Source organism: Aquimarina gracilis (genome assembly GCF_035285365.1).
Taxonomy (GTDB): Bacteria; Bacteroidota; Bacteroidia; order Flavobacteriales; family Flavobacteriaceae; genus Aquimarina; species Aquimarina gracilis.
On sequence record NZ_JAYKLX010000010.1, the window covers coordinates 266,317 to 280,348 of the forward strand.

General features: G+C 37.6%; 14 protein-coding genes. 11 read left to right on the top strand and 3 right to left on the bottom strand.

Features of this window, described 5'->3' with window-relative positions; genetic code table 11:
- Positions 1-16: 16 nt before the first annotated feature.
- The 5 genes from U6A24_RS20680 to U6A24_RS20700 all read left to right on the top strand — a co-directional run bounded on the left by U6A24_RS20680 (position 17) and on the right by U6A24_RS20700 (position 3,344).
- Positions 17-769, top strand: a complete 753-nt coding sequence (locus U6A24_RS20680; protein ID WP_324181920.1) for a hypothetical protein — start codon at positions 17-19, stop codon at positions 767-769.
- Between the two features lie 17 nt (positions 770-786).
- Complete coding sequence (locus U6A24_RS20685; protein WP_324181921.1) at positions 787-1,134, top strand: DoxX family protein; 348 nt, start codon at positions 787-789, stop codon at positions 1,132-1,134.
- 180 nt (positions 1,135-1,314) lie between these two features.
- Positions 1,315-1,989 (top strand): 16S rRNA (cytidine(1402)-2'-O)-methyltransferase, encoded by a 675-nt coding sequence (gene rsmI, locus U6A24_RS20690; RefSeq protein ID WP_324181922.1) that lies wholly within the window; start codon positions 1,315-1,317, stop codon positions 1,987-1,989.
- A complete protein-coding gene (locus U6A24_RS20695) occupies positions 1,989-2,561 on the top strand; it encodes a uracil-DNA glycosylase family protein (protein WP_324181923.1) in 573 nt (190 codons plus the stop codon). Before rsmI ends, U6A24_RS20695 begins: the two co-directional genes overlap by 1 nt.
- Before the next feature lie 84 nt (positions 2,562-2,645).
- The gene (locus U6A24_RS20700; RefSeq protein WP_324181924.1) at positions 2,646-3,344 is read left to right on the top strand and encodes a M50 family metallopeptidase; all 699 of its coding nucleotides are present in this window, start codon (positions 2,646-2,648) and stop codon (positions 3,342-3,344) included.
- A 73-nt stretch (positions 3,345-3,417) separates the two neighbouring features.
- Here the strand turns inward: U6A24_RS20700 and U6A24_RS20705 are convergent, their stop codons facing one another.
- On the bottom strand, positions 3,418-4,578 hold the full coding sequence (locus tag U6A24_RS20705) for a hypothetical protein (protein ID WP_324181925.1): 1,161 nt from the start codon (positions 4,576-4,578) through the stop codon (positions 3,418-3,420).
- Positions 4,579-4,808: 230 nt separating this feature from the next.
- Between U6A24_RS20705 and U6A24_RS20710 the strand changes: the two genes are divergently transcribed.
- The 4 genes from U6A24_RS20710 to U6A24_RS20725 are packed head-to-tail and all read left to right on the top strand — an operon-like array spanning position 4,809 to position 7,709.
- Positions 4,809-5,591 (top strand): hypothetical protein, encoded by a 783-nt coding sequence (locus tag U6A24_RS20710; RefSeq protein ID WP_324181926.1) that lies wholly within the window; start codon positions 4,809-4,811, stop codon positions 5,589-5,591.
- 30 nt (positions 5,592-5,621) lie between these two features.
- On the top strand, positions 5,622-6,272 hold the full coding sequence (locus U6A24_RS20715) for a hypothetical protein (protein ID WP_324181927.1): 651 nt from the start codon (positions 5,622-5,624) through the stop codon (positions 6,270-6,272).
- A complete protein-coding gene (locus tag U6A24_RS20720; RefSeq protein ID WP_324181928.1) occupies positions 6,248-7,027 on the top strand; it encodes a sensor histidine kinase in 780 nt (259 codons plus the stop codon). Before U6A24_RS20715 ends, U6A24_RS20720 begins: the two co-directional genes overlap by 25 nt.
- A gap of 28 nt (positions 7,028-7,055) precedes the next feature.
- The gene (locus U6A24_RS20725; protein ID WP_324181929.1) at positions 7,056-7,709 is read left to right on the top strand and encodes a response regulator transcription factor; all 654 of its coding nucleotides are present in this window, start codon (positions 7,056-7,058) and stop codon (positions 7,707-7,709) included.
- Between the two features lie 44 nt (positions 7,710-7,753).
- Here U6A24_RS20725 and U6A24_RS20730 read toward each other — a convergent pair whose 3' ends face one another.
- Together U6A24_RS20730 and U6A24_RS20735 are read right to left on the bottom strand one after the other, a co-directional pair.
- Entirely contained in the window at positions 7,754-8,509 is a 756-nt protein-coding gene (locus U6A24_RS20730) for a toxin-antitoxin system YwqK family antitoxin (RefSeq protein WP_324181930.1), read from the bottom strand.
- A gap of 74 nt (positions 8,510-8,583) precedes the next feature.
- The gene (locus U6A24_RS20735) at positions 8,584-9,174 is read right to left on the bottom strand and encodes a carboxymuconolactone decarboxylase family protein (protein ID WP_324181931.1); all 591 of its coding nucleotides are present in this window, start codon (positions 9,172-9,174) and stop codon (positions 8,584-8,586) included.
- A 128-nt stretch (positions 9,175-9,302) separates the two neighbouring features.
- Between U6A24_RS20735 and recJ the strand changes: the two genes are divergently transcribed.
- Both recJ and U6A24_RS20750 read left to right on the top strand, forming a co-directional pair.
- Positions 9,303-10,988 (top strand): single-stranded-DNA-specific exonuclease RecJ, encoded by a 1,686-nt coding sequence (gene recJ, locus U6A24_RS20740; RefSeq protein ID WP_324181932.1) that lies wholly within the window; start codon positions 9,303-9,305, stop codon positions 10,986-10,988.
- A gap of 700 nt (positions 10,989-11,688) precedes the next feature.
- The coding region (locus tag U6A24_RS20750; RefSeq protein ID WP_324181933.1) for a leucine-rich repeat domain-containing protein at positions 11,689-14,032 on the top strand (2,344 nt) is incomplete at its 3' end.

Genomic DNA, 14,032 nt, shown 5'->3' on the forward strand with positions numbered 1-14,032 from the left:
AACGAATAAGAAAGTTATGAAGAAGAAATTGGAAGCGGAATTGATAAGTATTGCTCATAGAATATTACAATTAAAAGGCAAATCTTCATTACCTCAATTACAAGAAGAGGCAAGACAGTTATATGAAAAGCTTACGATACTTAATTTCACAGCGTCTCATTTTGCAGGACCACAACCAACTATTGGTCAGGTACACACGGCTCTTGAAAAGGAAGGTCCAGATGATTTGAAAAAAGTGCAGGAAAAAATTAAGGCGATTATTGAACCCAAAGAAGAACCTGTACCAGTAGAAAAACCAGAGATTCTGAAACCGACGAAGAAAGAGATTAAATATGAAGAGAAGGTTGAAGAAACTTTGCAAACTGAAAGCAAACCAGAGTTGGTGATTGAAGAAATAAATGCAAGAGTTACCGAAGATCTTTTTGTGCCCGCTTCGGCCACTACCGAAGAAAGTAATTCTTTTGCAACGTCTCAATACAATAGGGAAAATCCTGAAAATACAGAAGAAAAACCTAAATCGTTAAATGAACAGTTAAAAAAAGATATTCATATTGGTTTAAATGATCGATTGGCATTTATAAAAAACCTGTTCGAAGGCAGTACTCCCGATTATAATCGGGTACTTTCTCAATTAGGTACTATGAGAAGCAAGATTGAAGCAGAAGAATTTATAAACAAAATGGTAAAACCCGATTATAATAATTGGGAAAGCAAGGAGGAATATGAAGAGCGATTTATGGATGTTGTATTAAGTAAGTTTGAACATTAATTATAAAATTTGAACATATGAAAATCGCTTATTGGATTGCCACAGGACTGTTATCTGCATTAATGTTATTTTCTGCAAGTATGTATTTTTTTAATCATGAAGAGATAGTTAAAACCTTTACATCATTCAACTACCCTAGTTATGTAATTTATCCTTTGGCTATTTTAAAATTATTGGGCATTACAGTAATCTTATTAAACAAGTGGAAATTACTTAAAGAGTGGGCTTATGCCGGTTTTTTCTTCAATTTTGTAATGGCCTTTTTTGCGCATCAACAAGCAGGTGATGGTGAATGGGGAGGCGCTTTGGTAGCGCTGGTTTTACTTTTAGCGTCGTATTTTTTAGGTAAAAAAGTGCGTCCATAACGATTATCAAATAAGAATCAAAAGATTATCTTTGACGCTTTCCAAAAAATGTAAATAAGCGTCATTCTGAATTCATTTCAGAATCTCATTATCATAAATTACATAGCTTTGTGAGATCCTGAATCAAGTTCAGGATGACAACATCTCATTTTTTGGAAAGCTTCTTTTTTATTTCTTGATATGTCAAAATTATACCTCGTACCCACTCCTATTGGTAATCTAGATGATATAACTTTTAGAGCGATTAAAGTTCTCAAAGAAGTAGATCTAATACTGGCCGAAGATACTCGAACCAGTGGTAAATTATTAAAACATTTTGATATAACTACTTCTATGCAGAGTCACCATATGCATAATGAGCATAAAATGGTGGATCGTATAATACAAAGGTTAAAAAGCGGAGAAACGATAGCTTTGATTAGCGATGCAGGTACGCCCGCCATAAGTGATCCGGGATTTTTGCTTACCCGGGCCTGTGTAGAAAATAATATTGAGGTTGAATGCCTACCCGGTGCTACCGCTTTTGTACCAGCATTGGTAAATAGTGGACTGCCCAATGACAAATTTGTTTTTGAAGGATTTTTGCCTGTAAAGAAAGGGCGACAAACTCGACTTAAACTATTGGCTGAAGAAACTAGAACGATGATTTTCTATGAATCACCACATAAACTTATTAAAACCTTAGGAAACTTTGTCGAGTATTTTGGTGAAGATCGCTTGGTTTCGGTGTCTCGTGAGTTAAGTAAATTGCACGAAGAAACTGTAAGAGGAACTGCAAAACAAGTTCTGGAACATTTTGAAAAAAAACCTCCGAAAGGAGAAATTGTAGTAGTGGTTGGAGGAAGAAAAAAGTAATGGATAATCTACTTTCTAATATAAGAACATGTGATGTATGCAAAGCGCATTTGCCTTTGGGTCCAAGGCCTGTAGTTTCTGGTCACCCGGAAGCTAAGATTGTAATCATTGGACAAGCACCGGGAACCAAAGTTCATGCTTCTGGAGTTCCATGGGATGATGCCAGCGGTAAACAGCTTAGAAAATGGCTTAATGTAACAAATGAATTGTTTTATGATGAAACCAAAATAGCGATTGTTCCTATGGGGTTTTGTTATCCTGGCAAAGGAAAAAGTGGTGACTTACCACCAAGACCAGAATGTGCTCCGCTTTGGCATCAGCCATTGTGGGATCATATGCAAAATATAGCATTGGTTATTCTTATTGGGCAATATGCTCAAAAATACTATCTAAGAGAAAAAATCAAGGGTAATTTAACCGAAACCGTAAGGGCATACCACGAATTCTTACCAAGATATTTCCCATTGCCACATCCATCACCAAGAAATCGTTTTTGGCTAACCAAAAACCCTTGGTTTAATGATGAGGTGGTGTCTGTTCTTCAACAAAAGATCAATGAAGTTTTAAAGTAAGGTGTTTTTTCCCCGAAAGTTTGATAATAAATTGGTTGTTATCTTGTTATTGAAACATTGAGCCTCAATATAAATGCATAACAATTGAAAAGGAAACCATTACTTGCAATTATAGGAATCAGCTTGCTGGTATTTTTATTATGGCAATTGCCTTATTTTGCCATGATACAATATCCATTATTGCTGTTGGGAACATGGTTTCATGAAATGGGGCATGGTCTTACCGCATTACTTCTGGGAGGGAAATTTTATTATCTGGAGATTTATGATAATGGTGGTGGTGTAGCGTATTCTAATGTGACTTTTAGTTATTTGGATTATAATGTTGCCAGAGCTATTACTTCTGCGGGAGGGTTACTAGGGCCGGCTATTTCTGGGGCTGTGTTAATTGCATCAGCCAGAAATCGCATTACATCCAAAATTGCGCTTTGGCTTTTGTTAGTGATTATGGTATTGTCTTTATGCTTATGGATACATGCGTTATTGGCCCTAATCATTTTAAGCATATTTGCGGCAATTCTATTTTTTATTGCCATTTTAAGGGTAAGAAAACTGGAAGCTTTTACATTATTATTTTTGGGCACGCAATGTGTGTTAAGTACTTATTTACAAACCGCCTATTTGTTTACCAAACAATTTGAACGTGATGGGAGAATACAATATTCGGATACCCAAATGATCGCAGCTCATTTACCTGGGGAGTATTGGATGTGGGCCTTATTAATTCTTTTGATTAGTATGTTTTTATTATATAGGAGTTATAAGTATTATCTTAGAAAATAACATCTTTCGAACGACGAATTCGTTGTAAAAAACGACCCACTTAAAGTTAACTTTAAGTGGGTCGTTTAAGTAATTAGGCTGCAATTTTTTTGTACTCGTCAAGTTTTTTTAGATGGTTTTGCACATCCTGGACTTTGTTTTCTTCTATTTCTAAAAATTTTGCAATATCTCTTGGAGTTTTGCGCTCTATTAATAGTTTTCTTATTCTTAATTTTAGAACAGCTTCATCATCCAAATCAAGATGCTTTTTGATTTCGTCAATAGGCAAATCAATTTGATCAAAATAAGAAATTTTTAAAATTGTAGCGATTTCTTCTTTATTTTTGATATTGCCAAAAACTCCTTTAAGAACTAAATCCAATATATTTTCTAAATCTTTAGTTTCTCTTCCTTGCATCATTGTCATGGTCATGTTATAACCTATTCTTAAGTTTTTAATTTCACTAGATTTCTTGTTAATTACATCGACAAGGTGTATAATATCATTTGATCTATTTTTGTTGACCCATCCCGTTTTTACTAATAAATTTCCGAGGTCTTTGAAAAACGCATTCATTTCCTTTTGAGCTTTTAGTAAGGGGCGGTATATTTCCCGATCTACTTCTCTGTAAGATTTATCGGCATCTTGCTTAAATTCTTCGAATAACACTTTTCTTTTTTCTCCTGCTACAATACCGGCAATAACTCCTATCAATAAACCAATGGCAGCAATCGCCAGGCCAGCCTTAAAACCGTATTTTGCCATTGAAGCAAAACCTGCTCCAATTACAATTACAGAAAGTTGTGCAAATATTTCTACACCCCAGTCTTTAGAGAATTCAGGAACTATTATTGAGGTTGAACCAATAATAGGAAAGAAATTAACAATGGTCTCTCTCCATTCACCCATGTCATTTCCGATTTGTTGACAGTAATCTTTCTTGTTTAACAGGTCATCGATAATATCTTCAGAACTTCCGCAAAGCTCGATTAATCTGTCGATGGCATCAATGGCTTGTTTTTTTCTTCTTCTATTATCGGGCCTAAAAATATTATCTCCAAAAAAGTTTGCGATGTTACTGGATTCATTCTTTATTGCCGATAATACTCTTTGTGCGTTGCTTTTCCCAGAGATGACACTTGCCTTAAGATGTTCGAGTTCCTTTTTGCGATGTTTTAATTCTTTCAAAAATGTCTCCAAGGACATAGGATCTGTAATCTCGATTGTAGATAAATCTTCACTTACTAAATACATAATTTATAGGTTTTAAGTTTACTATTCGCTATTGATTTTTTTAATAAATCTGCTTTCAAAATTCGGATGGACATCACAAAAATAAAAGCCTTAAAACCCTGTAAATACAGATACGTGGAAAATACGTGTTCTACCATGGTAAGTACCTGTTAGTCGTGGGAGTATTAGTAAATAGCACGTTTTTTGGTTACCTTTAATAAACAATAATTAACCTTTAAATACATGGTCAAATGGAAACTACAATCCCACAAAACGATGCCACAATCCTTCAAGAAGAATTTAAGACAGATACAGATCGATGGATAGAAGAAGACATCCTTAAATTAGCAAATCATTTTCATAAACTGAAATGGAACGAACGAACCACTAGCAATCAATATAGCCGAGTTAAAGAATTTACTATGGAAGGTCCGGGAGTAAACCGATTTAATGAAATCAAAAAAGAGATCACAGAGCTCAAGTTACATCTAGCACTAAAAGAAGAAAACAAAAATGAGTATACTTTTTATTTTATACTGGGATATAAACGAGGTAGTGATCACGAAGAATACATAAAATTAGTTCCAGATCCGGTATCACCGATGAAGATTAAAACAGAAGGAGGCGCTAATGTGCCAAAGATCTTTAAAGATATGATTGCCAAAAACTGGGATGAGATCGGTAATCATTTAATTGATGACCTTTTTATTGCCGAAGAGGAGGATAGTACGAATAGGGTCCGGGTGAACTATTATTGTATAGATAACCCCATGGTAGAGTATATAAAAGGCCTTGGTGAAATACGTGCTATTACGCTTTATCCAGGAGTAGATATGAATAAATTTAATAATAAAAAGATGATTTCTTTTGCTCCAACTTTGGGCTTTAAACTTGTCAATTCAAAAACTCAAGAAAATCAAGATGCATTTAGACTCAAAGGTGTATTGGAAATGGTTTCAACCATAACATCAAATTCACGGGAAACCGAGAGATATGTAGAGTATCTTCGACCCTGTCCTCCTACTTGTCAATGATAGTAATGTGACGAACCTTAAAATATATTAATGAGCAAAGAAGTTTTTGAAAACCTAACATTGGTAGCATCCATTTTATTGTTTTTACCTCTAACCATATCTATACTTAAATTCAAGACTTTAGGTGTTGCACAAAAGAAACTTGCATTTTTGATTTGGGTTACGGTAATCGTAGAAGTAATTTCATGGATGCTTTGGCACCAAAATATAAACAACCTGCCAATGTATCATTTTTATACAGTGATCCAGTTTTTACTTATCATTAATATTTATAAGGAAGAATTGTCGATACTGTTTCCAAAGGCCTTCTTTATAGTATTAGGAGTCGTGTTTACAATTTTTGCAATTACCAACACGCTTTTTTTTCAGGATTTGAACACTTTTAATTCTAATGCTACGACCGGATTAGGATTGTTGACCATATTCTTGGCCTTAAGCTATTTTTATGCCTTACTTAAAGAAGTAAAATATAGTGCCTTGGAAAATAATGCTATGTTTTGGATTAGCTCTGGTTTTTTGATTTATTTTTCGAGTAACCTGATCTTGTTTTTTATTAATAATAGCATTTTTAAAGAACCTAACAAGGTTAGCTACCTGGTTTGGGGGCTTCACGCTATTGTAAATATTGTATTAACTATTTTTTACACCATCGCTTTATGGGTGAAACTGAAGAGGCAATAGTATTAAAGATTATAATTATAGGTATGACAGTATTATTTTTACTGTCTCTTTCTCTTATAATATTTTTTATCTTATATCAAAGAAGGTTATTAACTCAGCAAAAACGACATCAAAAAATAGAGTCGGATTATCAAAAAGAATTATTAAAAACGTCAATTCTTAGTCAGGAAGAAGAGCGTACCAGAATTGCAAAAGAATTACACGATGATGTGGGTGCAATGTTAACCACAACCAAATTATATTTTAGTCAAATTAATCCCGAATTACCAGAAGATGAGCTAAACGAAATTACAGAAAAAATGAGCGGTTTTTTTGATGATATGATTTACACCGTGCGCAGTATATCACAAGATTTAAGACCTGTTATTCTCGAAAAATTAGGATTAATAGAGGCTATTCAAAGTTTGGCGCAAACCGTAAATGACTCGGGAAATATCGAGGTAGAGTTTAAAAATAACACCATAAAAACTATTGCAAAATCAAAGGAACTTAATATATACCGAATTATTCAAGAATTAATTACAAATACGATTAAACATGCCGAAGCTTCTGAAGTAGGTATCGAGCTAAAAAATGAAGATGAAAAATTGATAATTTTATATGAAGACAACGGAAAAGGGGTTGACCAAAAAAAGCTGGATCACAAAAAAGGATTAGGATTAAAAAATATCGAAAGTAGACTATCTGTATTATCAGGAAACATGGATTTTCTGAAAGTCAGTTCAGGAATGAAGATTAAAGTAACATGCCCATAAACACACAACCAAGTATAATATTGCAGCCATGGAAACTATAAAACTCGGATTAATAGATGACCATAATTTATTTCGTGAAGGGATAAAATCGTTAATAGACAAAATGGAAAATATCACCCTGGTACTAGAAGCTGTAAGCGGCAAAGATCTTCTCACCAAATTGAACAATGTAGTGCCTGATGTAATTCTTTTAGATCTCGAAATGGAAGATATGAATGGTGTTGATACCACGCTGAAATTGCAAGAACTTTATCCAGATCTTAAAATCATTATTCTTACGATGCACAAAGAAGAACGAATGATTTCGTATCTCATGGAAATAGGTGCCAATGGATATTTGTTAAAGGATACCAATCAAAAAGAACTTGAAGAGGCAATTAGATCAGTATACCAGCAAGGTGTGTATTTTAATCCGTTTGTTTCTAATGCGTTGTTAAAAGGGCTAAAGCACAAAGTAACAAAACCACCCATGATAGGTAAGGATTATTATCTTACTGCCCGAGAGCTTGAGGTTTTAGAACTGATCACCAAAGAATATACAACAAGCCAAATCGCCGAAGAACTTTTTTTAAGTACTAGAACGATCGAAGGACATCGCAAGAACCTTATGAGTAAATTGGGAGTCAAGAATATGGCCGGATTAATAATGAAAGCTGTGAAAGAAAAGATAATTTCTGTTTAATTACTACAGATTACCTTTCTTGGACAGTATCTGGATAAAGTAACCTATTGTTGTAGGAAATAGTAAATCTCCATCATTTTTTCGGGTTGCTCTTTTGGAGAAATCGAATCTACAATTTTATATTGTTCGTTTAAAATATAGAACATTGATGGCTGTCCTGTGCCTGTATTCTCATCTTTTACAGCAAAAGCACCATCTAGAGATTCAACATTATCATAATGTAATAATATTTGATAGCTAACACCATCAATTTTATCTGAATACATGGTCATTTTAAGTTTGTTTTCTCTATAAGAATGCTCATACGCTATACCATTAATAGTTTCAGTTTTGGTAAGCATTTTTCCATTATTAGTATATCCAATTCGATCTCCTACTATTTTGCCTTTTGAATAATTGGTAATGCCTGTTACTTTACCTTCTTTATTAAAAAATTTGCTAACTCCATCAAGATATCCGTTTTTATAATGCTGTTCTTTAAGTAAATGTCCCTCTGGAGAATATACCCGATGAATACCATCTAAAACACCACCTTTTAAAACAAACTCTTCAGAAACTTTCTCGTTATAGACAACATAAAAATGCCCTGTCATGAATTCTCTTTTTTTATCAAGATATATAGAACGATCGTATTGATCGATCTCTACTTCATAATCATCATATGTAATTTCGATTTGCTGTAGCGCTTTTATTTCTGTAACCGCTTTTTCAACTTCGTAGCAACCAGAAAGATTAAGCGACAAAAAGACAAATGGGGCAATTTTGGCAATGCCCCTTGAAATGGTAGTTTTAAATCTCATAATAACAATTTCTAAAAAAAGGTAGAACCTTAATTCGCATGTTGGATGCAAATAGATGATTCTAAACATGGGTTTTAAACATGTTTCCCCTTTTCCCAGCCATGTTTACCAAGGTATTTTTCTCCAGATTCAATAGCACCTTCTTCTACAGTAGTTCCCATAGAATCATTCCATCGATTTAGGTATCCAAATAAGGAGATTACTCCAAGCATTTCTACAATTTCGCCTTCATCCCAATACTTGTACAATTCCTCTTTGATGGTATCATCTACAGTATTTGGAACCATAGAAGCCGCCAGCGAAAAATCAAGTGCAGCACGCTCTGCATCACTAAAAGAAGGGTGTGTTTTGTATTCCCAAATATTGTCTAATTGCTCTTGTTCTGCACCATAACGTTCTGCTGCTCTAATAGCATGAGCCTGACAATATCTGCACCCAGTTGCATTACTGCTCACCCAGGCAATCATTCGTTTTAAAGCTGAGGTAACACGACCTTCATTGGCCATTACCGCTTTGTTTAGATTGATAAAAGCTTTAGAGATAGCCGGTCTTCTTTGCATGGTAAGTACAGAATTTGGACAAAATCCAAGCGTTTCGTTAAAAAATTCTGCTAATTCTTTGGTTTCGAGATCGTGATCGGCAGAAAGTGGTGTTACTAATGGCATGTGTATGTGTGTATTTTTGAATTTAAACGTATTATTTTGGCAAAGCAAAATACAAAACTAATATCAAATCAAGAGGGATCGGGATGTTTTTTGTACTTTGGTTTCTGTAATAGGAATACACTACACGAATGAGATGGACAATAAAGCCAAAACCAGATACCTCCAAAGTAAATGAGCTGGCAAAAGCCTTGAATGTAGATACAATCATCGCTTCATTATTGGCACAAAGAGGGATAGAAACATTCGAACAGGCCAAAAAGTTTTTTAGGCCCTCTCTTGAAGATCTTCATGACCCGTTCTTGATGAAAGACATGGATTTGGCCGTTTTACGAATCCAAAAGGCAATTACCAACGAAGAAAATATTATGGTATATGGTGATTATGATGTCGATGGTACTACATCGGTAGCTTTACTATCATCATATCTACAAACCTTGCATCCGCAAATAACGACCTATATTCCTGATCGATATGCAGAGGGGTATGGAGTTTCCTATCAAGGGATCGATTATGCACACGATAATGATATTTCATTAATTATTGCCTTAGATTGTGGGATTAAAGCTATTGAAAAAGTGGCCTATGCCAAGACAAAAGGGATTGATTTTGTGATTTGTGATCATCACCGGCCGGGAAATAAAATTCCAGATGCTGCAGCAGTTCTGGATCCCAAAAGAGAGGATTGTGATTATCCCTATAAAGAATTATGTGGTTGTGGTGTTGGTTTTAAATTGATTCAGGGACTAGCTTCAAAAAAAGGGCAATCCATAGAGGATTTACTTCCTTATCTGGATCTGGTGGCCACAGCAATAGGAGCCGATATTGTACCAATAACCGGAGAAAATAGAGTCCTTGCCTATTTTGGATTATTGGTGATTAATGAAAGTCCACGAACCGGGTTTAAAGCTATGCTTTCTCAGGTAAAAAAAGACACCTTAACCATAACCGATGTTGTTTTTATTATCGCTCCGAGAATAAATGCCGCCGGAAGGATGAAACACGGGCTAGATGCAGTTACTTTGCTTACTGAAGAAAACCTGGAAACAGCATTACAATACGCCGCTGAAATTGAGGTATATAATACCGATAGACGAGATGCAGACAAAAGTATTACTGAAGAAGCTCTTGCTCAAATTCTTCAGAATAAAGAAGAAGATCGATGTACCACTGTGGTGTATAAAGAAGATTGGCACAAAGGCGTGATAGGGATCGTAGCGTCAAGATTGACAGAAACCTATTATCGACCTACCTTGGTGTTTACCAAAAGTGGGGAAAAATTAGCAGCGTCGGCACGGTCTGTAAAAGGATTTGATGTATACAATGCGTTGGATGCTTGTTCAGATCATATCGAACAGTTTGGGGGACATAAATATGCTGCGGGGCTTACATTGCTAGAAGAACAATATGAAGCGTTTAAACGAAAATTTGAAGAAGTTGTTACGTCGACCATAGATAAAACATTACTTACTCCAGAAATTTCGATTGATCTACCCATCGAGTTAGAACAAATCAGCCCAAAGTTTTATCGTATCCTTAAACAATTCGCTCCTTTTGGTCCAGGAAACATGACACCGGTTTTTATGACTGAAGGACTTAGCGATACGGGATATGGGAGATGTGTAGGCGAGGATGATAAACATTTGAAGTGCAAAGTCCAAAAAAATGGGATTGCAATAGATGCTATAGGTTTTGGATTAGGAACAAAACAAGGCACAATCCATAACGAGCAGACGTTTAAAGCTGCTTTTACCATTGATGAAAACGAGTGGAATGGTAAGGTGTCTCTTCAGCTGAAGTTGAAAGATATTAATTAATTTGCCTTAGTTTCCTAGGATTAAAGCCTGTGCTGAACTTGTTTCAGTGGTGCGGGATATATAGTAGAGCAAAGAAATAGCCAGGTCCCGCGATATCCACAAGAACATTTCCTTTCATGTTGCCAGGCATACTTTGCCACAACGGTAATGCTCTCCAATGGGGTGCGCATAGAAACGGTATCCAAGCTTTTGGGACATACCAAGCTGTCCACTACACAGCTATATGCCGAGTGGTCGAAAGCAAAATAAGCGAGGATATCAACAACGTATCAGAATGTTTTAAAGAAAAGGAAAGTAGTGAATCCATGGTATCGAGCCTTGTTCCACAAAAAAACAACGGGGACCGTTGTTTCCGATCCCCGCTGCTGCATAAAACTTAACCATAAATAAAAAACTTTACTCTTATAAAAGCAATGGTCGATCTGGCTGTGTGCCATCACTCCATTGCGCATACTTTTTGTTGTATAGTTCTTTGTTAGCAACAAAGGTGAGGATTTAGTACAAGACCCCAAGATAAAAAGTGCCCATATCGACTGAGACTGGGACAAACAGACCATTAAAAGGGATTTTTGGATTTTCAAAATCCCCGAAATCCTTAATAACATCCCAATTTTAGAGAGGTTGGGCACTAATTGTTGGATGCTCTTTTGTATGTGGATACTTTGCATATTACATAATTTAATATTCAAAAGTCATGAAAATGAAAAAGCAACTACAATTAATACGATCTATCATCCTTATGATAGTAGCGAATGTTGTCTGCTACGGCCAAAGTGTAGGAGACCAATTTGAAGTCGATGGCATCAAATACGAGATTACCGCTACCACTCCAGCCCAAGTTGAGATCGTAGACTATGATATCAATTCTGGAACAAAAGTGACCATCCCTCCAACGGTTACCGACCAAAACACCCATTACCAGGTGACCGCTATTGGGCGGCGAGCTTTTTTTAATAAGCAATTGACCGAGCTTACCTTCTCTGGTGAGAGTAATGTGACCCGTATCGGAGAAGATGCTTTTTGGGGAGAAAGTACCCTTAAAAACCAATTGGGAAGTGTTGTCATACCCAATAGTGTGACCAGTCTCGGGCAGCGGGCATTTGGAACTTGCGGCTTGACCAGTGTCAAAATTCCAGAAAATATCACCTTGCTTGAGAAGTGGGTCTTTGCCGCAAACGATCTAAGGGAGGTGACCATACCGGCCAGGGTGGATAGTATAGCATTCCAGGCCTTTTATAACAACAATAACCTTTCCATTGTGTCGGTCCAACGTAGTCCACCGATGGAATCGGGACGACTGGATCCAGCTGCCTTTAACAATCAGGCCAGTAATATAATAACTTTTGATCTTGTGGTGCCCCCTGGTAATATTCAGGCTTACGAAAATTCAGACTGGGCGGACTTAGCCGAGAGCATCACCTACGGAGTCGCTAAGCTGGATGGTGCTAAATACGCAATTATTGACGCTTCAAACGAAGCTACGGTGATTAGCCCTGCTGCTATTGGCTATAATTTGATCATTCATCCAGAGGTGGATGTTAAAGGGTTCGGGTCCTCCCGCCAGGTCCGGGTGACTGCTATAGCGGATGGTGCTTTTGATAATCAGCACCCTCTAGCTCTACCGCTAACGGTTGTCATACCGGCGACTGTGAAAAGTATTGGGCCCCGGGCCTTTTATACACAGAACATTAACCAGGTGACAGTGATGGCCGATGAACCACCGGCGATCGATCCGGATGCCTTTCAGTATCCATACCGTCACGACAAAACAAACGTACTTGTACCCCAGGGCAAGGAGCAAGCCTATATGGATGCAGGGTGGACAGGTTTTAAGTCCGTCTCTTCGCTCTTAGGGAAGATCCATAATAATAATGGCTTCATTTGGGAAGTCACATCGGTAATCCCCAATGAAGTAAAGCTCGTTAAATTTATAGGCAAGAGCGGAGAAAGCTTGGAGGAAATGTTTGGTACTGAAGGTCACGTGGAAATCCCCTCAGAAATCTACTTCCTCCGAAACAGTCAGAATGACAGCAGGTATACGGTCACGTCCATTGGGGACAATGCTTTTACTGGGGGTAATTTTTGGAACCGCGGAAATGACCCATTGAGGAGCGTCAATATACCCGATGGCGTGAGATCAATCGGGAATTCTGCTTTTGCGGGGAACCAATTGACCGAGGTCGACATCCCCGATGGCGTGACATCGATCGGGCAAGATGCTTTTTGGCAAAACCAATTGACCGGTGTTGAGATTCCGGAAAGTGTGACCAGCCTTGGGCAACGGGCATTTGGAACTAACGACTTTACCGAGGTGGCCATACCGAACGGTATCACCAGAATTGAGCAGTTGGCCTTTGCCCAAAACGATTTAGAAGAGGTGACCATACCGGCCAATGTGGAATATATTGGGGAACAGGCATTTTTTGGAAACGATTTAGAAGAAGTGACCATATCGGGCAATGTAAGAACCATAGATCTGTATGCTTTTCAGGACAACCCGAACCTTCGCCTGGTGACGATGGGGGCCGACGATCCCCCATCCCTCCATGAGCTTGCCTTTTCCAATCCGGACCGTGGCCAAATAGACCTTGTGGTGCCCACGGGCAGGAAACAGGAGTATCTGGATAATGGGTGGGACGGGTTTAGGTCCATCAGCTACGGGATCTTTACCGTTGATAATATCACATACGGAATTACCTCCCGAACCGAGGTAATGGTGGTGGGCTATACCGGTACGGACGCGGCCGTCACCATCCCCGAAACGGCAGACGATGGCGAGTACGCCTACACGGTGGCCGCTATCGGAAAAGGTGCCCTTCAGAACAAGGGACTGACCGATGTTGGGATTCCATCCAGTGTCACCAGTATCGGGGAAGGGGCATTTAGTGACAACCAATTGATGGCGGTTACCCTACCGGGCGGTGTGGAACGTATAGATAGCCATGCTTTTTATAACAATCCAGACCTTGTCTTGGTGACAGTAGAGGCCAATGATCCGCCAGTGCTCCATGCAACGGCCTTTGCTAATGCAAACCGCCACCAAA